The organism is Nonomuraea sp. NPDC002799 (genome assembly GCF_053592075.1).
Map to the genome: position 1 here is coordinate 317616 of NZ_JBSFVA010000001.1, position 23106 is coordinate 340721.

General features: G+C 72.3%; 14 protein-coding genes. 3 read left to right on the plus strand and 11 right to left on the minus strand.

The genetic code is table 11. The annotated features are described in order from the left end of the window. Positions 1–81: 81 nt before the first annotated feature. Entirely contained in the window at positions 82–6051 is a 5970-nt protein-coding gene (locus ACWD0F_RS01415; RefSeq protein WP_449871633.1) for a hypothetical protein, read from the plus strand. Between the two features lie 50 nt (positions 6052–6101). On the opposite strand, the gene ACWD0F_RS01420 is transcribed toward ACWD0F_RS01415, so the two are convergent. From ACWD0F_RS01420 to ACWD0F_RS01440, 5 genes are read right to left on the minus strand one after another with little or no spacing between them, the layout of a single operon-like run. Beyond that, positions 6102–7697, minus strand: a complete 1596-nt coding sequence (locus ACWD0F_RS01420) for an acyl-CoA synthetase (protein ID WP_449871635.1) — start codon at positions 7695–7697, stop codon at positions 6102–6104. After that, positions 7697–8848, minus strand: a complete 1152-nt coding sequence (locus tag ACWD0F_RS01425) for a thiolase domain-containing protein (RefSeq protein ID WP_449871637.1) — start codon at positions 8846–8848, stop codon at positions 7697–7699. The genes ACWD0F_RS01420 and ACWD0F_RS01425 overlap by 1 nt, the downstream gene beginning before the upstream one ends. 3 nt (positions 8849–8851) lie before the next feature. After that, positions 8852–9880, minus strand: coding sequence for a thiolase domain-containing protein (locus ACWD0F_RS01430; RefSeq protein WP_449871639.1), 1029 nt, complete (start codon positions 9878–9880; stop codon positions 8852–8854). Further along, positions 9877–10773: a Zn-ribbon domain-containing OB-fold protein gene (locus tag ACWD0F_RS01435; protein WP_449871641.1), complete on the minus strand. Its 897-nt coding sequence runs from the start codon at positions 10771–10773 to the stop codon at positions 9877–9879. Before ACWD0F_RS01435 ends, ACWD0F_RS01430 begins: the two co-directional genes overlap by 4 nt. Beyond that, on the minus strand, positions 10763–12310 hold the full coding sequence (locus tag ACWD0F_RS01440) for an acyl-CoA synthetase (protein ID WP_449871643.1): 1548 nt from the start codon (positions 12308–12310) through the stop codon (positions 10763–10765). The genes ACWD0F_RS01435 and ACWD0F_RS01440 overlap by 11 nt, the downstream gene beginning before the upstream one ends. Before the next feature lie 100 nt (positions 12311–12410). On the opposite strand from ACWD0F_RS01440, the gene ACWD0F_RS01445 reads away from it, so the two are divergent. Next, positions 12411–13220: a crotonase/enoyl-CoA hydratase family protein gene (locus ACWD0F_RS01445; protein ID WP_449871645.1), complete on the plus strand. Its 810-nt coding sequence runs from the start codon at positions 12411–12413 to the stop codon at positions 13218–13220. Positions 13221–13267: 47 nt separating this feature from the next. Here ACWD0F_RS01445 and ACWD0F_RS01450 read toward each other — a convergent pair whose 3' ends face one another. Next, positions 13268–14374 carry an NAD(P)H-dependent flavin oxidoreductase gene (locus tag ACWD0F_RS01450; RefSeq protein ID WP_449871647.1) on the minus strand — a complete coding sequence of 369 codons (1107 nt, stop codon included), beginning with the start codon at positions 14372–14374 and terminating at the stop codon, positions 13268–13270. A 165-nt stretch (positions 14375–14539) separates the two neighbouring features. Next, on the minus strand, positions 14540–15466 hold the full coding sequence (locus tag ACWD0F_RS01455; protein ID WP_449871649.1) for a DUF3068 domain-containing protein: 927 nt from the start codon (positions 15464–15466) through the stop codon (positions 14540–14542). A gap of 167 nt (positions 15467–15633) precedes the next feature. On the opposite strand from ACWD0F_RS01455, the gene ACWD0F_RS01460 reads away from it, so the two are divergent. Beyond that, positions 15634–16782 (plus strand): acyltransferase family protein, encoded by a 1149-nt coding sequence (locus ACWD0F_RS01460; RefSeq protein WP_449871651.1) that lies wholly within the window; start codon positions 15634–15636, stop codon positions 16780–16782. Here the strand turns inward: ACWD0F_RS01460 and ACWD0F_RS01465 are convergent. Genes ACWD0F_RS01465 through ACWD0F_RS01480 form a run of 4 tightly spaced genes read right to left on the minus strand, consistent with a single transcriptional unit; the run spans position 16709 to position 23083 of the window. Next, positions 16709–21046 (minus strand): alpha-(1->3)-arabinofuranosyltransferase domain-containing protein, encoded by a 4338-nt coding sequence (locus ACWD0F_RS01465; protein WP_449871652.1) that lies wholly within the window; start codon positions 21044–21046, stop codon positions 16709–16711. The genes ACWD0F_RS01460 and ACWD0F_RS01465 overlap by 74 nt on opposite strands. Beyond that, a complete protein-coding gene (locus tag ACWD0F_RS01470) occupies positions 21043–22137 on the minus strand; it encodes a glycosyltransferase family 4 protein (RefSeq protein ID WP_449871654.1) in 1095 nt (364 codons plus the stop codon). The genes ACWD0F_RS01465 and ACWD0F_RS01470 overlap by 4 nt, the downstream gene beginning before the upstream one ends. After that, entirely contained in the window at positions 22134–22937 is an 804-nt protein-coding gene (locus ACWD0F_RS01475; protein ID WP_449871656.1) for a glycosyltransferase, read from the minus strand. The genes ACWD0F_RS01470 and ACWD0F_RS01475 overlap by 4 nt, the downstream gene beginning before the upstream one ends. An 11-nt stretch (positions 22938–22948) precedes the next feature. After that, complete coding sequence (locus ACWD0F_RS01480) at positions 22949–23083, minus strand: hypothetical protein (RefSeq protein ID WP_281394582.1); 135 nt, start codon at positions 23081–23083, stop codon at positions 22949–22951. Positions 23084–23106: the final 23 nt, after the last annotated feature.

Sequence of the window (23106 nt, forward strand, 5' to 3'; positions counted from 1 at the left end):
GAAAATTCTTGCCCAGAGTGCGATAGTGAGAGCTGATCGAGGGGACGACACGTCGGGACGTAGCTGCTACTAGGCGGACCCATGGACGCGCCACCGCATCGCCTCAGGCTCGAACGGGTCGTCGAGGTTTTCTCCGGTCACGACGACCTCGTCGGCGTGACGGGCTCTGGTCATGTGATCGGCGCCGACCTGGTGCTGACCTCCGGGGACGTGGTCGATCCCAGCGCGCCGTGCCAGGTCCGCGCGCCGGGGTCGGCCCACTGGACGGAGGCCGAGCAGGTGTGGCGCGGGCGCGGCGGCACGGGCGCGGTGCTGCTGCGGGTCGCCGGGTCCCCGTGGGCGGGCCTGCCCGGCGTGGATCACGTCCGCTGGGCCAGGGTCGCGGACACCGACCCGGACGCGGACACCGACCCGGACGCGGACACCGACCCGGACGCGGACACGGACGCCAGCCTGGGCGCGGCGGCCGGCATCCGCTGCGTGGCCCGGGGCTTTCCGCGGGCGGGGCAGCGGCCCGGGTTCAGGGACGCGCGTACGCTGGCCTGCCTGGTCGGCCCGCCCACCGGCGCGGTGTCGAAGACGCTCGCGGTGACCGTCCTCGCGCCGGAGCTCGGCTCGATCCCCATCTCCCTCTGGCACGGCATGTCGGGCGCCGCCCTGCTCGCCGAGCCCGCCGGGCAGCTCATCGGCGTCATCGCCGCCGGCCCGGCCGGTTACGCCCAGCGCCGCCTGGAAGCCGTCCCCGTCACCGCTCTGCTGGGCGACGAACGTTTCCGCGAGCTGGCGGGCGTGCCACCGGGAACCCTCGAAACCGTGGCCGAGGGCGACCCGTCGACGCTCCTGACGTCCTTGTCCTTCCCGGCCCGCGAGAAGTTACCGCCGGACTGTCCCGACTGGACGCTGCTGATGCCCCGGCACGCGGTGGTGCCGTTCCTGGGACGGGCGGAGGAGCTGGCGGAGCTGCGCAGATGGGCCGCCGAGCCGGCCCCGCTGTCGATCGCCATGCTGACGGGCCGCAGCGGCACCGGCCGGGCCCGGCTGGCGGGCGAGCTGTGCGCGGAGCTGGCGGCGGCCGGGTGGGCGACGGGGTTCCTGTCGCTGGACGCGGTCTGCGGGCCGCTGGCCGACCGCGCGGCTATCTTTGACGTGCCGGGCCCGGCCCTGCTGGTCGTCGACCGTCCCGAGCCGTCCGCGCCGCTGCTCGGCGACCTGATACGGCGGCTGGCCAAGCACCGGCACAACCCGCGCGTACGCCTCCTGCTGCTGGCCCGTGAGCCCGGCGACACCGAGTGGTGGCGGCGCCTCGACACGGCGGCCGGCGGCTGGTTGCGGCGGCTCACCACGACCACCACCATCCAGCTCAACGCCCATCCCCTCACCCTCGCCGAGCGCACCGAGCACGCGCGGGCCGCCATGAAGGCGTTCGCCCCCAGCCGGGCCGCGCTCCCCGCGCCGCCGCCGCTCAACGACCCCGAGTACGGCCTGCCGCTCCGCGTCCACCTGGCGGCCTTGCTGCGGCTGCGCGACGAGACCACGGGACCCGGCGGCGATCCGGTGGAACGCTTCCTCGCCGGCGAGTGGGACCGGTGGGCGCGGGCCTGGCCGGACGGCCGGGAACGGGTGGACGACCGCGAACGGCCGGACGGCCGGGAACGGGTGGACGGCCGCGAACGGGTGGACGGCCGCGAACGGGTGGACGACGTGACGGCCCGCCAGGCGGTGGCGGTCCTCACCCTCACCGCGCCCGCACCCGACGAGCTGCCCTTCCTCCTGACGGCCGTGCCCGGCCTCCGCATCGACCTGCCGGACGCCACCGGCTCACTCCCCGGTCCGAGCGGCCGGGTCCTGGACGTGGCCGCCTGGCTGGGCCGGGTGTTCGCAGGCGGGGAGCGGCTGACGCCCCTCGGGCCCGATCCCGTGGCCGAGCGGCTCCTCGCCGGAACGGAGGGCCTGGACGCGCTCGTACTCGCCGTATACGACCATGAGGCCCGCACGACGCGGCACCTCGTGCGCCTGCTCGACGTCCTGCGGCTGTCCGCCGGCGCCGAGCGGGTCAGGTCGGCGCTGCGGTCGCTGGTCGTCACGCGGATCGCCGGCCTGGTGGCGCAGGCCGTGGCGGCGCCCGCGACGCGGCTCGGCGACATGCTGAACGGGGTGGTGAGCCTGTTCGCCGACGACCGGCGGATCGCGGCGGCCGTGGCGGCGCTGCCGGTGCGCCGGGACACCCGCCTGGGGCTGCGGGCGCTCGACGTGACGCTGGGCGAGCTGGCCGTGCGGCACCTGAGGGACGGCGGGCGGCGGAACGCGCTGGCGGCGGCGCTCTCGGCGTTGTCGGGCCGGTTGGCGGCCGTGGGCAGGGTGGGCGAGGCCGTCGTCGCGGCCGCCGAGGCCGTCGAGATCTTCGCCGCCGCGCCCCCGTACGAGGAGGCGGCCGGGCGGGCGGAGGCGCTGTACCACCTGGGCGCCTGCCTGCTGCTGGCGGGCGAGCCGGTCACCGCGCTCAAGCCGGCGCAGGAGGCGGCGGCCAGGTTCCGGATCCTGGCCGAGGACGACGCCGGGCACGCGGAGCGGGCCGCGCGGGCGCATCACAACCTGGCGTGCGCGCTGCTGGAGACGGGGCGGCTGCACGAGGCCGTCGAGGTGTTCGAGGCGGCCGGCGGTGACGCCGGGTTCGCGGCGGACCTGGCAGACGTCCTGTCGGTGGCCCCCACACCGCCCGTCGCCACCACCACGACGGCCAGGGCGATGCCCGCGCCGCTGGCGCCGTTCGAGGAGCCGGAGGCCGGGACGCCGCAGGAGCTGGGCGCCTGCCTGGCCACCGCCGTCGCGACGGCGGTGCAGTGGGCGGCCCCGACCGACCGTGACCTGGCCCACCGCCTGCACCTGCTCGCCGCCGAGCTGGACCGGCAGGGCAGGACGGCCGACGCGCTGGTCCCGGCCGCCGCGGCGGTCACGCGCCTGCGCGCGCTCGCGCCGGAGGAGCCAGGGCTGCGGTCCATGCTCGCCGACGCCGCCGCCCTGCTCTCCCGCCTGCACAGCCGCCTGGACGACCTCGACGCCGCCACCCGTGCCGGCGCCGAGGCCGTACGGAACCTGCGCGCCCTGGTCACCCTCGATCCCGGCGCGCACCGCGCCCGCCTGGCGGCCGGCCTGCTCGACCTGGGTGAGCTGCTGCTGATCGACGACCGGCCGGCGGCGGCGCTCGAACCGCTCCAGGAGGCCATGAGCGTGGCCGCCGAGCCGCAGGCGCGGGCCAGACGCCTGCTCGGCCTCTGCCTGCACGAGCTGGACAGGCCCGCCGACGCCCTGGCGCACCTGGAGATCGCCGCCGAGCTGTACGACGTCCTCAGCGTGCGGGACGGCTCCTACGAGCGGCATCGCGCCGAGGTTCGCGCCTGGCTCGGCAGATCTCAGCAGCCCGCGGAGCGGAGCCGGGAACGCCACTGGATGCTGGCGCTGGCCGCCCCGCGTCCCGAGCGGGCCGCCGCCGACGCGGAGCAGGTGCTGGCCGAGCGCCGCCAGATGGTCGAGAGCACCGGCGAGCCACCCCTGGCGGACCTGCACGCCTACCTGTCCGCCCAGGCCCTGCTCGCCCGCGCCTGGGCGGACGCGGGCCGGGCCGGGGACGGGTTCGCGCTGGCGATGCGGGCGGCCGAGCTGCTCCAGCGGCACGCCGTGCCGGACCGGTCGCACGCGGTCGCCGTCGGCCTGGTCGCGGGGGCGCTCGGGCGCACGCTCGTCGGGCTCGGCCGCCACAAGGAGGCGGTGCCCCACCTGCTCACCGCCATCGAGTCGTACGAGCCGAGCCCCGCCTCCGGCCTGGAGCTGGCCGAGCTGCTCATCCTGGAGACCCTCGCGCTGTCCGGCTCCGGCTGCCCCTCCGACGCGGCGGCGTCCGCCGACCGGCTGGTCGAGCTCTGCGCCGCGCTGGTGTCGGAGCGGCTGGCCGCTCCCCTGGTCCTCGCCGGAGCGCTGCGCCTCCAGGGCGGCATCCGCTTCGCGGGCAAGAACGTGGCGGGCGCCGCCAAGTCCGCCGCCCGGGCCCTCGACGTGTTGTCACGGGAACCGCCCGAGCTTACGCGGCTGCTCACCGCCACCTGCCTGGAGCTCAGCGGCCTGTGCCTGGCCGAGTCGCACGACGACGACGCCGCCAGGGCGAAGCTGACCGAGGGCACCGCGCTGCTCGCCGCGTACGGCCCCGCGCCGCCCGACCTGGTGAACGTGCACCTGCTGGCCCTGGTCCGGCTGGCCAGGCTGCGCGTGCTGGACGAGGGCCCGGCCGCCGGTGCCGCCCTGCACGCCCGGATTCTGGAGCTGCGCCCCCTTCCCGGTCCTGAGGTGCTCAGAACGCTCATCGAGGAGCTGTCCGCCTATCTGGGCGGCATGTCCGGCGACGCGGATCCCGCCGCGCTGCTGCCGCCGCTCATCTCGTTCACCAAGGCCCTCGAACGGCAGGCGCCGGTGAGCGGCGACCCCGACCTGCACGACCGGTACGGCCGCTGCCTGGCCCGCTTCAGCACCACGGCCGCGCAGGCGGGCGACACCAGGAGCGCCGTCCAGGGCGCCAGGCTGGCCGTGCGCGTCTACCGGGGCCTGGCCGCCTACTCCGGCGCCTACCGGAGCCGGCTCGGCCGCGCACTCGCCACCCTGGCCAGACTCGATCACGCCGGCACCGAGCGGGCCACCGGCCGAGCCGAAGGCGCCATCACCGGCCGAGGCGAGCATGCCGGGCCGGCCGTGCTGGAGCAGGCCATCGACCTGCTCGGCGACGAGGAGAGCGGCCGCGAGCTGGCGGGCGCGCTCAGCCTGTACGCGGTCGAGCTGCTGGACCACGGCCGCCCCGTCGAGGCGCTGGCGCACTGCGAGCGGGCCGCCGACCTGTGCGACGAGCTGGACGACCCCGCCGTCGCCGCCCTCACCTACGCCCAGCTCGGCGCCGGTCTGGCGCTGCTGGACCGCCCGCAGGCCGCGCTGGAGGCGGTGACCTGGTCGCTGGCCGAGCTGGAGCGGGCCAGGGAGCGCGGACAGGAGCTGCCGGCCGTGCGGGCCCAGGCGATCCAGATCCGTGGGCAGGTGCTGCGGACGTTCGGGCGCGGGCAGGAGGCGCTGGCGCACCTGGTGGAGGCCCTCCAGATCTACACGCGGCTGCCCAGGCCGGAGGCCGCCGCCGAGGTCGCCGCGGTGATCGCCGACGATCTGCTGGCCGCCGGGCGCCCGGAGGAGGCCGCCGAGTACGCCAGGATCGCCACCACCGGCCATCCCGCGGCCACCGTCAAGCACGCGCTGGCGGTGCAGCGCCTGGCCAGGTGCCACATGATGCTCGGCGAGCTGGCGGCGGCCCACGAGCTGGTGGAGGAGCTGATCCCGCTGGCCAGGCGGTCGCCGGACGATCTGACGTACCGGGCGATCCTGGCGGACTCGCTCGCGCAGAGCTCGGAGTTGCTGCCCCTGCTGCGGCTGGACGGCGGGACGGAGGCCGAGGCGCGGGCGCGAGAGGCCATCGGGATCTACGACGACCTCATGACCACCGGCATGGACGCCGAGGCCCTGCACACCAGCCGCGCGGGGGCGAGCCTCACGCTGGCCGCCGCGCTGCGGATGCGCGACCTGTCGGCGGACGCGGTCCGGCCGCTGCGCGAGGCGGTCGCGGCGCTGGAGCGTTACGCGCCGGGGAACCCGCCGCTGTCCGGGCTGCTGTCCAGGGCGATGCTGATGCTGGGCGACGCGCTCATGGAGGCGGGCCGGGCGCTGGAGGCCGGCCTCGTCTTCCACCGGGGCACGCAGGTGACGCGCGACGTGCTCTCCAGGGCGGTGGCGCACGCCCGGCTCGGCTTCTGCCAGCAGGAGCTGGGCCGGGGCGACGCGGCCGACGCCGCGTTGCGGGTCGCGGCCGGCCTGCTGCGGGAGCTGGTGGCAGGGAAGCCGGACGAGGGCCTGGCTGACCTGCTCCGCGACGTGCTGCGGAGCAGGCTGAAGCTGCTGGAGAAGGCGGGCAGGAACGACGACGCGAAGCTCGTCGAGGACGAGCTTCGCGTGCTCGTCAGCCGCTGAAAGCGTCAGGCGCAGAAGTCAGGAGCCGCTGAAAGCGTCAGCGGCCGAAGTCAGGAGTCGCGGGCGTCGTTCTCCTCCACCGTCCGCCGCGCCCACCGGTAGTCGGCCTTGCCGGCCGGCGAGCGCACCATCTGCGCCACGAACGCGTACGACCTGGGCACCTTGTACCCCGACAACAACGTCCTGCAGTGCGCGTCCAGCTCCGCCGCCGTCACCGGGACCTCCGGCCGCGGCTCGACCACGGCCGCGACCCTGCTGCCCCAATGTTCGTCCGGCACCCCGGTCACGACCGCGTCGAACACCCCGGGATGCCCCTTGAGCACCGCCTCGACCTCTTCGGGGAACACCTTCTCCCCGCCGGTGTTGATGCACTGCGACCCTCTGCCGAACACGTTCACGGTCCCGTCGAGGTCCACGCTCGCGAGGTCGCCGGTGAGCAGCCACCGCTTGCCGTCCGCGTCGGTGACGAACGTTCTGGCCGTCTTCTCCGGGTCGTTGTAGTAGCCGAACGCCACCCGCCCCGACCTGGCGACCGTCCCGAGCTGCCCGGAGCCGGGCTCTACGGGCCGGTTCGTCTCGTCGAGGACGGCCAGGTTGACCACGGAGTTCGGCTGGTAGCGCAGGCCCTTCTCCGGCGAGGACCCGGCCACGCCCGAGGCGGTGTAGCCGGATTCGGTGGAGCCGAAGTTGTCGAGGATCATCACGTTCGGCAGTAACTCCTGGAGGCGGTCGCGGACCGCGCCGGACAGGATCGCCCCGGTCGAGCTGATCACCACCAGGGAGGAGACGTCGTAGGAGCCGTGCTGCAGCGCCTCGGTCAGGGGCCTGGCCATGGCGTCGCCGGTGATGTTCATGGTGAACACGTGCTCGCGTTCGACCGCCCGCCACACCTCGGCGGCGTCGAACTTGCGCACGTACACGATGGTCGAGCCCATCCACCAGGTGATGAACGTGGCCATCTGCGCGGCGCCGTGCATCAGCGGCGGGGCGGCCATCATCACCATGGAGCCGGCCTTGGTGGCCTCGTCGATCACCTCCTGCGGGGTGGCGCGCGGCTCGCCGTACGGGTTGCCGCCGCCGAAGGCCATGAACAGGTCCTCGACGTGCCACATCGCGCCCTTGGGCATGCCGGTGGTGCCGCCGGTGTAGATGATGTACACGTCGTCGGCCGAGCGCGGCGGGAAGCCCCGCTCGGGCTTGCCCCGCTCCAGAGCCGTCTCGTACGGCACCGCCGCGCCGATCGCCGACGGCCCGCCCACCGAGATCAGGTGGTCGAGCAGCGGCACCTGGTCCGCGACTGCGGCCACCCGCGTGTCGAACTCGACGTCGTAGATCAGCGCCCTGATGTCGGAGTCCTGGTACAGGTAGAGCAGCTCGGCCTCGACGTAACGGTAGTTGACGTTGATCGGCACGGCTCTGATCTTCAGCGCGGCGAGCAGCCCGGCGACGTACGGGATGCCGTTGTAGAGCTGCAGACCGACGTGCTGGCCCGGCTGCACGCCGAGGTCGATGAGGTAGTGGGCGAGCCGGTTCGACTCGGCCTCCAGCTCGGCGTAGGTGCGCCGTTCGGCGTCGCAGACGACGGCCGTGCGGTCCCCGATCACGTCCGCGAGCCCTTCGAACAGGTCAGCGTGGTTGAACTCCATCAGGGTCTCTCCCGTCCGACGATCCACATCGCGAAGAACTGGGCTCCCCCGCCATAGGCGTGGCCGAGCGCCGTACGGGCGCCGTCCACCTGGTGCTCGCCGGCCATGCCGCGCACCTGCAGCGCGGCCTCGGCGAACCTGATCAGTCCGGAGGCCCCGATCGGGTTGCTCGACAGCACCCCGCCCGAGGCGTTCCAGGGAGTGTCACCGTCGAGCGCCGTGGCGCCGGACTCGGTGAGCTTCCATCCCTCGCCTTCCGCCACGAACCCCAGGTTCTCCAGCCACATCGGCTCGTACCAGGAGAACGGCACGTACACCTCGGCCACGTCGATCTGCCGCCGCGGGTCGGTGATGCCGGCCTGGCGGTAGACGTCGGCCGCGCAGTCCTTGCCGGCCTGCGGGCTGACCGTGTCGCGGCCGGCCCGGAAGATCGGCTCGGAGCGCATCGCGGTGCCGTGCACCCAGGCGGGGGTCCCGGTGACGGCGGATTCGGAGGACAGGACCATCGCGCAGGCGCCGTCGCTGGACGGGCAGGTCTCCAGGTAGCGGATCGGCTCCCACAACATCGGCGTGGACTCGACCATCTTCTGGTCGATGCCGGGGATGCGCAGGTGGGCGTAGGGGTTCTTCAGCGCGTTCTGCCGGTCCTTGACCGCGACCAGCGTGCCGATGTGGTCAGGGGCGCCGGACCTGCGCATGTACTCGCGGATGTGCGGCGCGAAGTAGCCGCCCGCGCCCACCACCAGCGACGCGCTGAACGGCAGGTGCGTGGACAGGGCCCAGGTGGCGTTCGACTCCGACTGCTTCTCGAACGCCACGACCAGCACCCGCTCGTGCACGCCGCCCTGGATGAGGCTCGCGCCGACGAGCGCCGTGGAGCCGCCGACGCTGCCCGCCGTGTGCACGCGCATCATCGGCTTGCCGGTCGCGCCGAGCGCGTCCGCCAGGTACGCCTCCGGCATCATCACGCCCTCGAACAGGTCGGGCGCCTTCCCGATGACCACGGCGTCGATGTCCTTGAACGTCAGCTGCGCGTCCTCCAGCGCCCGCAGCGCCGCCTCGCGCACCAGCCCGGCGATCGAGACGTCCCTGCGCCTGGTCGTGTAATACGTCTGCCCGACGCCGATGACCGCACAGCGGTTGCCGCCCATCTCTCACGCCTCCAGAACAGTGACGAGGTTGTGCTGCAGGCAGGGCCCGCCCGCGGCGTGCCCGACGGTGCGGCCCGCGTCGCCGTCGAGGATGCGCCGCGCGGCCTCGCCGATCCGGATCAGGCCCGTGGCCATCACCGGGTTGGCGGCCAGCGGGCCGCCCGACGGGTTGATCACCGTGTCGCCGGGCAGGTCCAGCGCCTCGCGCAGGATGATCTCCTCGTGGGAGAACTGGGCGTGCAGCTCGGCCACCTCTACGGGACCCTTGCCGACCCCCGCGGCACGAGCGGCATCGGCCGCGGAGGCCGACCGGGCCAGGTCGCGCATACCCAGGTAGTGGGGCTCTATGCGGTGCGCGATGCCCTTGATGTAGGCCGGGCGCGCGCACAGCCGCCTGGCCAGGTCATCGGCCGCGAGCACGATCGCGGCGGCGCCGTCCGTGCTCGGCGGCACGTCCTTGCGCATCAGGGGCCGCACCGCGAAGGGCTCTTCCGCGTCGTCCTCCGGCTCGGGCAGGTCGAGCGCGTACGGGTTCGCCCGGCCGTCCGCGCGGCTGCGCCGGACGATCTCGTCCAGCTCCTTGCGGTCCGCGCCGACCGCGCCGGCCTGGAGCGCGGCGTAGGAGAGCTGGTCGAGGCCGAGCGGCGCCAGATAGTACGGGTCGAGCTGGAGGGTCATGATCCGGTTCAGGTCACCGAGTGAGGACTTGCCGAAGCCGTAGACCAGCGCGCTGTCGATGTCGCCGTGCTGGAGCCGGACCCAGGCCTCGTACAGGGCCCAGGCGCCGTCCATCTCCACGTGGCTCTCCGAGATGGGCGGCCAGGCGCCCAGCGCGTCGAGGGCGGACACGAACGAGAACGGGGCGCCCGCCAGGTAGTCGCAACTGCCCGAGCAGGTGAAGCCGAACCGCTTGAGCCCGGTGCGCTCCTTGACCTCGTTGATCACGGGCAGGATCAGCTCGGGCTCGGTCTGTCCGGCGTCGTGGGCCGTGTGCCGCGTCTGGGCGAACGCGACGATCGCCACCTCTCTCATGACAACTCCACGTCGGGCTCGCCGGTGGGGGCGAACCAGCGCACGTTCGCCATGGACGCGGTCCGCTCGCTCTCGGGCAGCCAGACCGCCTTGACCCGCATGCCCTGGCGCACCTGGTGGGCCGGGACGTCCCCCATCAGGACGATCATGGGGATGTCGGCGCCGTCCAGCAGGATGTACGCCGAGACGAAGGGCACTTCGGGGGCGCGCGGATCGGGCAGGTTGTTGATGGCGAAGGTGGTGATCGTGCCGGTGTCGGGCAGCTCGATCGTGTCCGCGATGGCGCCGCCGCAGGCGGGACAGGACATCCGGTACGGCACGTAGACCTTCTCGCACTGGTCGCACCGGCCGCCCAGGAAGACGCCGCGCTCGATGCCCTCCAGGAAGACGCGTAACGCGCCGCCCGCCTGGAGGCGGTATTCGGCGCGCACGGGCGACACGATCTGCGAGACCTCGGGAACGAAGTGCGAGATGTCGGTGATGTGGCCGGTGGGCTGATCGCGCCAGATCGGCCAGACGCGCAGGCCCGCTCTGAGCGTCTTGGGGTCGGCGTCCACCGCGTGCACCAGAGCGGTGTCGGCGCCGTCGAGCCGGATCATCGCCCAGGCGAAGGCACGGTCGAGCGGCTGGCCTTCGAGCGGTTCGTGCACGTACGCCCACGTGGTGACCGTGCCCGCCGGGCCGACCTCGACGTACTCGCCGGTGACCGGCTCGCCCGTCGCGGGGTCGTACTCCAGGGGCGGCACCAGCACCTGGCCCTCCACCGTGCGCACCCCCACGATGCGGCGGGCGCGTAACTCGCTCAGGAAGCGCCCGATCACCGGGCCGGTGGTACGCGTGTAGCCGCCGGGAAACTCCAGGACGTGCTGAGCTACCAGCGGATCAGATGGCACGGTCGTGTCCCTCCCAGTACGGGGCGCGGAGCTTGCGTTTGAGCAGCTTGCCGTTGGGCTCGCGGGGCATCTCGGCGATGAAGTCGACGCTTCTGGGCCACTTCATCTTGGACAGCCGGCCCTCCAGCGAGGCGATCAGCTCCGCGGCCAGCTCCGGGCCCGGCTCGCTGCCCGGCGCGGGCTCGACCACGGCCTTGATCTGCTCGCCCCACTCCTCGTCCGGGATGCCGAACACGGCCACGTCCGCCACCTTCGGATGGACCATGAGCTCGTTCTCGATCTCGGCCGGGTAGATGTTCGCGCCACCGGAGATGATCATGTCGGCCTTGCGGTCGCAGAGGTAGAGGAAGCCCTCCTCGTCCAGGTAACCGATGTCCCCTACGGTGAAGTGGTCCTTGAGGCGGTTCGCGGCGGTCTTGGCGGGGTCGCCCTTGTACTCGAACGGGACGCCCATCATCTTCATGTAGATCGTGCCCGGGGTGCCGGTGGGCACGGGCTCGCCCGCGTCGTCCACGATGAGCAGCTCGCTGATCGGCCAGGCCTTGCCGACCGTGCCCGGGTGCGCCTTCCAGTCCGCGGGCGTGGCGAGGGTGCCGCCGCCCTCGGTGGCCGCGTAGTACTCGTACACGCACTCGCCCCACCACTCCAGCATGGCCCACTTCACCGGGACCGGACAGGGGGCGGCGGCGTGGATCATCCAGGTGAGCGAGGACAGGTCATACTGCGCCCGGGTCTGCTCGGGCAGCGAGAGGAGCCGCTTGAAGTGTGTCGGGACCATGTGGGAGCTCGTGACGCGGTGGCGCTCGCACAACCGCAGCAGCTCCTCGGCGTCCCACTTGTCCATGTAGACGAGGGTGTGGCCCATCTGCAGGGCCGTGCCGCCGAACTGGGTCACCGCCGTGTGGTAGCTCGGGGAGGTGACGAGGTGGGCGTTGGGGCGGCCCGGCGTGATGCCGAACAGGGTGAGCAGGAACGTCATCAGCTCGGCCTGGTCGTCCGGGTCCATCCCGCTCAGGGGTCGTCTGACGCCTTTGGGCTTGCCGGTGGTGCCGGAGGTGTAGTGCATGGTGGCGCCGGCGGTGCGCTCTTCGGGAGCGCCGTCCGGCTGCCCGTCGGTGACCTCGCTCGCGGGGCGGAACCCGGCCGCCTCCGCGCCCAGGACGAAGCGGCGTCCTGGCTCGATGGCCTCGGCGCCCCTGGCGCCCTCCTCGAGGTAGCGGGGGTGCACGAAGAACGCCTTGGCCTCGCTGTCGGTGAGGATGTAGGCGATCTCGGGGCCGGTCAGATGCCAGTTGACGGGCGTGTAGTACCAGCCGGCCTGGAGCGCCGCCAGGTAGAGGACGAGGCCGTCCGCGCCGTTGGGGACCAGGCCGCAGAAGCCGTCGCCGGGCTGGAGCCCGAGCGCGCGCAGGCCGTGGACCAGGCGGTTCGACCGGGCCAGGAGGTCGCCCGCGCGGTGCTGCGTGCCGTCGGGGTCCACCGCCGCGACCCACTCGGGATCCGCCTGCGAGAGCCGCCAGAAACCGAGCGTGCCCATCTGATCTCCTCAAACAGGAACCTGTTCTCGTTTGCTGGTGGGAGCGTATCCTGGGGCCCGACACTGAGCAAGCGCTTGATACATACCTCTGGAGGCATCCGTGGAGCTCCTGCCGATCAGCACCCCCCACTGCCGCGTCGAACGGGACGGCCAGGTCCTCATCGTCACCATGAACCGGCCGCAGGCCCGTAACGCGCTTTCCTCGGACATGCTGATCGGCCTGGCCTCGGCCTGGGCGTACGCGTCGGCGGAGTCAGGCATCCGGGTGGCGATCCTGACGGGCGCGGAGGGCACGTTCTGCTCGGGAGCCGACCTCAAGGCCATGGGGCAGCCGTCGGAGGATCCCGGCGTTCAGGCCAGAGCCGCCCACATCCCCAACTTCCACTGGAAGGGCCTGCTGCGCGAGGACCTGCCCACCAAGCCGATCATCTGCGCGGTGGAGGGCTACGCGGTGGCCGGCGGGACCGAGCTGCTGGTGGGCACGGACCTGCGGGTGGTGGCGGAGTCGGCCACACTGGGCCTGTTCGAGGCCAAGCGCGCGCTGTTCCCCATGGGCGGCAGCGCCGTGCGGCTGCCCCGGCAGATCCCGTACTGCCACGCCATGGACCTCCTGCTCACCGGCCGCCCGATCACGGCGGCGGAGGCCTTGTCGATGGGGCTGGTCAACCGCGTGGTGCCGGACGGCCAGGCGCTGACCGTGGCCCGGGAGCTGGCCGCCGACGTCGCCTCCTCGGGCCCGCTGGCGGTGCAGGCGATCCTGCGCACCTACCGGGACACGCTCGGCCTGGCGGAGCCCGAGGCGCTGAAGGTGTCGGACGAGCTGGGCTGGCCGGTGATCGGCTCCGAGGACGCCAAGGAGGGCACCCGGGCCTTCCGCGAAAAGCGACCCGCGAGATACGAGGCCCACTGAGCAGCTGATAGAGCGGTCCGGGCGCCGGAACGCCGGCCCCGGGCTCGTCAGTCTCCGGTGAGGCGTTCCAGGCGTTCGAGCGCCTCGCCGTACTCCTCCACCAGCCCGAACATCACGTCCTTCGTCGAGCGCACCTGGTTGGTGATCCCGATGATCTGCCCGGCGGGGAAGGTGGCCAGCTCCGAGGCGTCCGAGCGCCCGATCCGCCGCAGGGCGTCCGACACCAGCATGAACTGCAGCGGCATCGGCAGCGTCCCCGGCGACTCCTCCGACTCCCAGGCCTCCGTCCACTCGTTCTTGAGCAGCCGGGCCGGCTTGCCGGTCCAGCTACGGGAGCGGACGGTGTCGCGGGACGTGGCCGCGAGGATGCGGCGCTTGGCCATCTCCGGCGTGTCCGCCTCCTCGACCGTGAGCCAGAGGGAGCCGGTCCACACGCCCTCGGCGCCCAGCGCCATGCCCGCGGCCATCTGCCGGCCGTTGCCGATGCCGCCGGCCGCCAGCACGGGCACGTCCACGGCGTCCACCACCTGGGGGATCAGCACCATGGTGGAGATCTCGCCCGTGTGCCCGCCGGCCTCGGTGCCCTGGGCGACCACCACGTCCACCCCGACCTCGACCTGCTTGAGCGCGTGGCGGGGCGTGGAGGCCAGGGCGGCGACCTTGACCCCCTGCGCGTGGGCGAGGTCGACCACGTCGGCGGGCGGCGGGCCGAGCGCGTTGGCCAGCAGCGCGATGGGGTGCCGCAGGGCGACCTCCACCTGCGGCCGGGCGGTGGCGTCCGTCCAGCCGAGCAGGACCCGGCCCGCGTCGGCGTCGGAGGACAACGCCGGCACTCCGTGCTTGGCCAGGAGGTCCTCGACGAACGCCCGGTGACCGGCGGGGATCATCGTCTGCAGCCGGCCGACCAGCTCGTCGGCGGCGAAGTCGGCGCCCTCGTACGAGGCGGGCATGACGACGTCCACCCCGTACGGCTTGCCGTCCACGTGGTCGTCGACCCACGTGAGCTCCCTTTCGAGCTCTTCGGGGGTGAAGTAGAGCGCCCCGAGCACCCCCATGCCGCCCGCGCGGCTGACGGCGGCGACGACATCCCGGCAGTGGCTGAACGCGAAGATCGGGAGTTCGATTCCGAACATGTCCGTGACACGTGTCCGCATGGCCCGACCATACGTCCGGCCGGTACCGAACTGCAACGTGTTCTAGACTAGAACCTTTCGTCGGTACTGGAGAGTAACTTTGCACTATAACACGTTCTAGTTCGGCGTCCCCGAAAAAAGAAAAAGGGCCCGCGAGAAAAGCGGGCCCTTTTTGCGTTCTGGAAACTATTCGACGTTGTCCGCCCGGCGCCGCCGGCCCAGGACCACGCCCGCGAGGACGAGGGCCACGCCGACGATCAGCAGGACCAGCGGGATGACGTTGCGCAGCAGGTTGATCTGGCTCTTGCCGGACTCGGCGTTCCTGACCAGGTCGCCGACGGTCTGCTCGGTCATCTTCGCGGTGGCGATGAAGGCCGCGACGCGCTCGACCCCGTCCTGGGTCTTCAGCACCTCGTGGCGCTGCACCTCCTGACGGACCGGGGCGCCGGTGACCGGCTCCACCCAGAACGTCGTCTTGCCGTCGTACCAGCGGTCCACCTGCACGTCGCCGGTCGTGCCGGTGATGCCCAGCACGTTGGCGGGCGCGGTGCGGGTCTCGGTCTTGACCGGCGGGACGTTCTGCTCGAAGACGTAGACGGGCAGGCCGTTGACGTTGTCCTCGCGGACGAACGCGGCGTCGAAGGCCTTGCTCGCCGAGGCGTTGAACACCTTGTACGTCTTCTTCTCCACGTCGAACGGGAACTTGTAGATCTGCCCCTCAAGCGTCACCGGCGCCTTCTCGATGTTGCTCCCGCAGCAGTTCACGCCCAGGCCGGTGTAGCGGTCGAAGGCGCTGCGGCGCTCGGAGATGTCGATCTGCGGGCGGCTGTTGGTGACGTCGTTGACGACGGTGGCCTCGTCCCAGACCACCCGGGCCGAGGTGGCCTCCTTCACGTCGCCGCGCGTGGTGACGATGATGTCGAGGTCGCCGGTGAGAACCTTCAGGTCCTGCATGGAGAAGTACTGGGCGCTCTTGGCCTCCAGTCGCGAGATCCCGAACTGGTTCGCCGGCGCGGAGATGATCTGCCCGGCCGCCCAGAACTTCAGCAACGGCGCCAGTGCTATGAAGAAAGCGCCGAACCCGATGAGGACGAGCGTGGAGATACGACCCATCGAATCCTCCGCATTTGTAGAACGTGTTGTCGTCTGGTGCCCGCGTCGAGCAACAAAGTATGACAGTGGGTGATGCGCGTCACTAAGGGGATTGCCACCGCAACCAAATCGATAGAAACAAGTTCTATCGTGGACCTCACTGGCCGAGCGAGAAAGTGGAAGCAGCGATGAAGAGCAGGGACGCCGCACTCGACGGCATCCGCGCGTTCGCCGCACTGGGTGTCTGGCTGCTGCACGTCGGAAGCAACACCGGCGTCATGTACCGCGAGGGCATGTACGCCTGGATGATGAGCCGCCTGGGCATCGCCGTGCCGATCTTCTTCCTCCTGTCGGGCCTGCTGCTCTACCGCCCGTGGGCACGCGCGGTGATCGACGATACGCCACGGCCCCGCCCCGCGCGCTATCTGTGGCGCAGGGTGATGCGGGTCATGCCCGTCTACTGGCTCGTGACGGCGCTGGCACTGTGGGCGTGGGCCTCGTTCGACTGGCTCGGCTGGGTCAAGTGGCTGCTGCTGCTGCAGAACTTCTTCCCCGCCGACGCCGTGCCCGACGGGGTCTACCAGATGTGGACACTGCCCATCGAGATGTCCTTCTACGTGGTGCTGCCGCTGCTGGGCCTGCTGCTGCACGTGTGGGCGCGGCGCGGCGCCCGGCCGCCGGTCAGGCTGCTGGCCGGCATCGCGGTGCTGCCCCTGTTCTCCCTGGCGAGCGTGATCGTGGCGCGGCAGTTCGACCAGCCGCAGGTGGCGCTCTGGCTGCCGTACCATCTGGTCTTCTTCGCCTGCGGCATGGCCCTGGCGGTGTTGTCGGTGTGGATCAAGCACAGCAGGATCGTCGACGCGCTCGCTCCGCAGTTCCTGGTGACCGCCCTGCTCCTGTACGCGCTGCTGAGCACCGACCTGGCCGGGCCGCGCACGCTCACGCTCCCGACCCTGTCGCAGTCCATGACGCGGCTGAGCCTGGAGACGGCGGTGGCGGTGCTGCTGGTGACGCCGTTCGCGCTGGCGACCAGGCATGACACGCTCCGGCACCGGATCGTCGGCAATCCCGTGACCGCCTACCTGGGGCGCATCTCCTACAGCTTCTTCCTCTGGCACGCGCCGGTGATCACGGTGCAGCTCAAGATCACCGGCGCTCAGCCGTTCCAGGGCGACTTCGTCAGCGTGGCCGTGGTGTCGTTCATCGTCACCATGGTGCTGAGCGTCGGCAGCTACCATCTCGTCGAAGTCACCGCCCTCAAACTCACCGAACGCCGGTCAGCACGGGCTCGGCCGCCGCAATCTCCGGCTCCGGCACCGGTGTCGCCGCTCGCGTGACGAGCCGGCCGAAGAGCACGCCCATCGCCGCGCAGGCCGCGAGCTGCGGCACCTGGTCCTGGAGCAGCCCGACGTCGAGTCCGTGCTCGCGCAGCACCATGGCCGCCGCCAGGGAGAGCGTGGCGACGCCGAAGGCGGCCGCCGCGAGCCAGTGACCGGACCGGCCGCGGGCGCGTAGCAACACGGTCGCCAGGACCGCGCCGAGGACCGCGGCCATGCCGGGCCAGCTCGCCACCCAGCCGCCGAACGCCAGCGCCAGCACGACGGCGTAGGGCGCGCGCAGCCGCGACAACCGGGAGGCGGAGGCGGAGGCGGTCGCGCGGACGTGCTCGGGACGCGGGCCGCGCAGGAACACCGCGATCAGCGCCAGCAGGGCGATCCCCGCCAGCCCGAACGCGAGCGCGAGCCAGTAGGCACGATCCGGCCCGTACTCCAGCGTGGCCGTCCCCGAGGTGCCCGCAGGCAGTTCCCAGCCCTGTTTCCAGCCGTCGATCCGCACCGGCCGCAACGTCTCGCCGCCGATCGTGGCCCGCCAGCCGGCGTTGAAGTTCTCGTTCACGATGAGGAACGAGTCCTTGGGCGCGGTCACCTCGACCACTCGCGTGGAAGCCCCCCAAGCACTCCGCACGGCGGCGCCCTCCACCCCCCGCCGTTCGTCGGGCAGCGTGCCGACCATGAGATCGTCGAGCTGGAACGGCTCCCAGCCCGCCACCCGCACCCGGTTGTCGCCCGCCGCCAGCTTCGCCCTGGCGCAGCCCAGGACCTGCACGGGCCGCTGTTCGAGCAGGTCGGTGTGGGTGCCGGCGACCTTGGTGCGGATCGCCTGGCCGTTCACCTCGATCGTGGGCCCGAAGCCGCAGCCCAGCCGGAGCGGGATGTCGCCCGGCCTGCTCACCGGGTCGAGGCCGGGCACGACCAGCTCGGTCACCTGCAGCCGCTGGGAGAACGGGGCGAAGCGGAGCTTGAGCTGGGTGGTCACCATCGGCTTGAACGTCAGGTTGCCCTGGAGATCGACCCGGCCGGCGCGGACGGCGCCGCCGTCGCCGGTCACGATCAGGTCGAGCGCCTGCTTCTCGCCTCCCGGGCGGCCGACCTGGATGCGGGAGATCGTCTTCCTGCCCTTCCAGGCGAGCGTGAGCGTGGGCTCGATGTCGTCCGAGTGCGGGATCCAGATGGTGCTCGCGTCGCCGTCGAAGGCCGACCTGGGCGACGCCACCGCGTCCTTGGTGCGCTGGGAGGAGCCGGTCACCCTGGTCAGTCCCGCCGAAAGGCGGGTGTAGCGGTCGGCCAGCTCCGGATCGCGCAGAACGGCCGATCCGCGCACGTTCACCGCCGAGGCGGACTCCGTGCGGAACGTGCGGTCGAAGCCGGTCTCCTCGCCCTGTCTGGCCAGGGCCAGCTCGTTGCAGACCCAGTGGATCTGGCCGCGCATGCAGGCGGGCCGCTCGTCGAGCCCCCGGTCCATGACGAACACGTCGCCGCCCGCGCCGGGCAGCCTGATCGAGCGGCCGGCCGTGATGCCGGGGATCGACAACTCGATGACGCCGACCCGCTGCCCGTAGCTCCACTCGCCGGAGACCGTGGCGAGCACCTTGATCCGCAACCAGCTCGTCGGCCCGCCCGGCACGCGCAACCGCTGCGGGTCCAACGTGCGCTGAACGTCCTGCTCCAGGCTGCCCGCCTCGGTCTCCACGGCCACTCGCCGGACCGACTGGCCGAGCAGCAGGTCGGGGGCGAACATGATGTTCACGTACGGGAGCTGAAATGGTCCCGGCAGGTCCACGCGGAGCCACTCGCCCTGCGGCGGCCTGGTGCCGTCGCTCTCCCAGCCGGTCTTGGCGTTGCCGTCCATGGCCGCCCACGGGCTGCGGCCCGTGGTGCTGATCCCGGCGATCGCCTGCGGATCCGCGACCGAGGAGGAGGCCGTGATGCCGGCGATGCCGTGGTACTCGGCGGTCGCGGTGTCGGCCAGCCAGCCCTTCTCCAGCAGGTCGAGCGCCCTGACCCCGGCGAAGTCCGCCTTCTTGTCGGCGGTCAGGGTGGGCGTCCAGCTCGACCTGATCTCGCCGAACGAACGCTCGCGCAGCCGCAGCGCGTCGCTCACCACCGTCGGGGTCTCGCGCTTGCCGGCGTCGCCGTTGACCAGGATCGGGCCGTCGCCGAGCAGGCCGAGGTCGCCCATCGTGAGCAGGGAGTCGGGACCGCCGCGCACCGCCAGGGCGTCGGCCGCCGGCTGCACGGAGACCAGGTCGGAGCCGCCCGCCACCTCGTACAGGTCGAGGGCGGGGAACGGCGCGTCCAGCGTGTCGACGGCGTCGTCGTTCTCCTTGTCGCCGATCGGCTCGCCGAACGAGCGCACCCTCTTGATGCCCGGCGACTCGCGCAGCGCCTCGAAGACCCGGGCGGGCCAGACGCCCTGGAGGTTCTGCCGGATCAGGTCGTTCCTGACCAGCAGGTAGCGCACGCCCATCCGGCGCAACACGGCCGTCACGCCGGCGGAGCCCTCGCCCGCGGCCAGGCGCTGGTCGATGGCGTCGAGCAGCCTGGTCAGGCCGACGGAGCCCGGTGGCGTGATCTGCCTGGTGGTCCAGCGGGCGGTGGACAGCGCCTGCAGGGGCTCGTCCATCGGGCGGCCCCAGACGTACTCGCCGAACTTGGCCCCCGGCACGACCAGCACGCCGTCGTCGCCGGCGTTCTCGTCCAGCCAGGCCGCCGCCTCCCGCCAGTGCGCCGGCACCTCCTTGAAGTCGCCGGGCGCGGCCAGGCCCTGGTTGAACACCGGCAGCACGAGGGCGGCGAAGGCGACGACCGACACCGCGCGCAGCGGCAGCCTGGCCCTGACCAGCAGATGGGCCAGGCCGAAGGCGAGCGCGAGGCGGACGAGAGGGTCGAACTTGCGCAGGTTGCGCAGCGGCGCGAGCGGGCCGTCGAGCAGCCAGCGCACCGGCTCGGCGGTGATCGGCTCCAGCGCGCTGATGTGCCCCGCGACCAGCGCGGTCACGCCCACCACGAACAGCGCCACCAGGAAACCCCTGGCCGGCAGGTCGCGGCGGGACAACCCGGCCAGGCCCAGCGCGGCCAGCAGGCCGGTGACGACGACCATGGCGGCGGAGGTGGCGATCGCGAAGCCGGGCGGCTGCTCGAAGACGCCGCTCAGCGGCAGGTAGCGCACCCAGTCGGAGGCGCCGCGCAACACGTTCGTGAGCGAGGTGACCAGCGTGGTGGTCTCGGCGGTCTCGGTGTACGGCAGGAACGAGAAGGCGTACCGGCCGACCAGCAGCAGCGGCAACCACCAGAAGAGGGTGGCGACCGAGACCGCCGCCGTCCACCAGGCGAGCAACCGCCAGCGCGGGACCGGCCGGGGCCGGGTGAGGATGTAGAGGACGGGGGCGACGAGCACGGCGAGCACCGCGACCGCGTTCACACCGCCGCACAGCGCCACCGCCAGCGCCGACCTGACCGCCGCCCGGGCCCGCTGGCCCGTCTCCGAGGCGGTGAGCAGCGGGATGAGGATCCACGGCAACATCGCGGCGGGCAGCCACTCGATGGAGATCTCACCGAGGATGGAGAGCGTGCGCGGGGCCAGCGTGTACGCCAGCGCCCCCGCGATCCGGGTGCCCGGGGTGCCGATGCCGAGCTGCCTGGCCAGCCGCTCGACACCGAGGAAGGCCACGCACATCAGCAACGTCAGCCAGAGCCGCTGCGTCACCCAGGGCTCGACGCCGGCCAGGTCGCCCAAGGCGAAGAACGGGCCCATCGGGAAGACGTAACCGGCGACCTGGTTCTGGAGCTGGCCGAAGTGCTGCAGGTCCCAGAGGTGCGCGGCGCGCTCCAGCCAGCCGACGGGGTTGAGCGCCAGGTCCAGCTTCGTGTCGGAGATGAGCTGGCCCGGCTTGGTGGTGAACGCCAGGATGGCGAAGCCGAAGCAGCAGATCAGCGACCACCACCGCTGCCTGGCCCGCTCGCTCACCGGCTGACCGGTGCGGGGCCGCGTGGCTCCGGACCGCTCGCCCGCCGCCGTTTCCGGCCGCTCCACCGCCGGCTGCTCGCCCACCGGCCCTCTCACACCAGGCCGCCCGGCCACCAGCCGATCGGTCACCGGCTGCTTCTTCTCCGGCCGATCGGTCACCGGCGGCTGCTTCTCCGGCCGCCCGGCCACCAGCCGATCGGTCACCGGCTGCTTCGTGCCTGGCCGCCCGGCCACCAGCCGGTCGGTCACCGGCTGCCTTTTCTCTGGCCACCCGGCCACCAGCCGGTCGGTCACCGTGCCTCCCAGGCCGGATCGACGTCCTGGCCGAGCATCAGCGCGGTCAGGCGGTCCGCGCTGCGGTCCCAGGAGAAACGGTCCGCCCATTCCCGACATTTCACGGTATAAGTGTGATCCACTTCGTCGAGTGCCTGAGCAAGGCCCTTGGCCAGGTCCGTTCCCTCGGCCAGCAGCCAGCCGGTCTCGCCGGGCCGCACCGCGTCCCGCAACCCGTCCACGTCGAACGCCACGGTCGGAACGCCGAGCGCGGCGGCCTCCAGCACGCTCAGCCCCCACCCCTCGCCCTGCGACGCGCTCACGTGCACCCAAGCCCGCGCGACCAGCCGCGCCTTGTCCTCCTCGGACAGGTGACCGTGCATCGTGACGCCCTCGGGCAGCCGGGCCCGCAGCGCGGCCTCCTCCGGCCCCCGGCCGACGATGTCCACGACCAGCCCCGGCAGCCGCGCCCGGAGCTCCACGACGGCGTCGAGCAGTAGATCAACGCGCTTGTGCGCGACGAGCCGGCCCAGGCAGACGATCCGAGGCACCGGACTTCTCACGATATTTCCAGGCTCGGCGACACTCACCCCGTTGGGGATGACGTGCACCGGCCCCTGCCACCCGAGCCGCTCCCGCATGGCCCGCACCGTGGACGGCGACACGGCCACGCTCGCGTGCCGCCGGTACGTCCACCGGGACACCGGCCCCTCCAGGAACCGCCCGAACGCCGCCAGCCACCCCGGCATGTGCACCCCGAACTGCCGATCGTGCACGTGGTGCATGACGCAGAGCACCTTGGTCCGCCGCCGCACCACCCAGGGGGTGAAGAACGGAATGCCGTTCTGGCAGTCCAGCACCACGTCGAAGCGCCTCCGGCGGAGCGACAACCAGCCGAGGACCAGCGGATAGACGGTGAAGACACCGCCCATGCGCACGAACCGTACCCCTTCCACCGTCTCCGCCCGGCGCTGCCCCGGCGCGCGGGCCGTGACGAAGCACACCTGGTGGCCCGCCCGCGCGAAGCGGCGGGCCAGCTCCCACGCGAACGTCTCGGCGCCGCCCGCCTGCGGATGCCAGGGGTCACGCCAGTTGACGACAACGATCTTCACGGATATCCGACGGGATCGAGCGGCGGCTCCCAGGCCGGGCGCGCGGCGGCACGCGGTTGAGCGCGCAGCCGGAGCCAGATCCTGCCGAGCTCCAGCACGATGCCGAAGGTGTGCCTGGCCGGGGAGAAACGGGAGCCCGGCATGTCACGCCAGCGCACGGCGATCTCCCGCACCTCCGAGCCGGCGGAGACACAGCGGGCGAGCAACTCGACGTCGAAGGCGAACCCGGGGGTGCGCAGCAGCGCGGCGGCCTCGCGGGCCAGCACGCCGTCGAAGAACTTGAAGCCGCACTGGGTGTCGCTCACCCCGGGCACCAGCGTGCCCGCCAGCGTGCGGAAGCCGAGGGCGCCGAGCTCGCGGACCTTGCTGTGGCGGTTCTCGACGTGCGACTTCTGATGCGCCCTGGAGCCGATCACCACGCGGTCGCCGGACAGCAGCAGCCCGAACGCCTCGTCGATGGCGTCGAGGTCGGTGGCCATGTCGGCGTCGCAGAAGCCGACGAACGGCGCGCTGGTGCCGAGCAGCCCGGCGCGGACGGCGGCTCCCTTGCCGGGGATCTCGCAGGCGATGAGACGGACGGGGACGCGGCCGCGCGGCCAGGTCGCGACGATCTCGGCCGTACGATCCGTGCTGTTGTTGTCCACGACGATGACAGCGGTCGGGAACGGCATGCGGGCAAGCTTCGCGCACATCTGCAGGAGCCCCCCGGGGAGTCGCCCTTCCTCGTTGTACGCCGGAATGACGATCTCAAGCAGTGGTGGTCGGCTCGCCCTCTCGTCCCCTTGCGGAGAGGGTGACATGGCGGTGCTGGTTACCGGTCGCCGTAGTTGTAGAGCGGCTGGTTGACCGGCGTCGCGGTGGCACCGGTGAAGGAGACCGTGGTGACCGTCGCCACGAGAGCCGCTACGGCGACGCCGATGATCGCCGCTAACAGGATCTTGATCACGAGGGGTTCCTCCTCGGAGCGAG

Bases quoted from the DNA above. Each gene is read 5' to 3' on its own strand.
- ACWD0F_RS01460 (WP_449871651.1), top strand. From the start codon at position 15,634: ATGAAGAGCAGGGACGCCGCACTCGACGGCATCCGCGCGTTCGCCGCA.
- ACWD0F_RS01420 (WP_449871635.1), bottom strand. From the start codon at position 7,697: ATGGAGTTCAACCACGCTGACCTGTTCGAAGGGCTCGCGGACGTGATC.
- ACWD0F_RS01425 (WP_449871637.1), bottom strand. From the start codon at position 8,848: ATGGGCGGCAACCGCTGTGCGGTCATCGGCGTCGGGCAGACGTATTAC.
- ACWD0F_RS01430 (WP_449871639.1), bottom strand. From the start codon at position 9,880: ATGAGAGAGGTGGCGATCGTCGCGTTCGCCCAGACGCGGCACACGGCC.
- ACWD0F_RS01440 (WP_449871643.1), bottom strand. From the start codon at position 12,310: ATGGGCACGCTCGGTTTCTGGCGGCTCTCGCAGGCGGATCCCGAGTGG.
- ACWD0F_RS01475 (WP_449871656.1), bottom strand. From the start codon at position 22,937: ATGTCACCCTCTCCGCAAGGGGACGAGAGGGCGAGCCGACCACCACTG.
- ACWD0F_RS01450 (WP_449871647.1), bottom strand. From the start codon at position 14,374: ATGCGGACACGTGTCACGGACATGTTCGGAATCGAACTCCCGATCTTC.
- ACWD0F_RS01455 (WP_449871649.1), bottom strand. From the start codon at position 15,466: ATGGGTCGTATCTCCACGCTCGTCCTCATCGGGTTCGGCGCTTTCTTC.
- ACWD0F_RS01415 (WP_449871633.1), top strand. From the start codon at position 82: ATGGACGCGCCACCGCATCGCCTCAGGCTCGAACGGGTCGTCGAGGTT.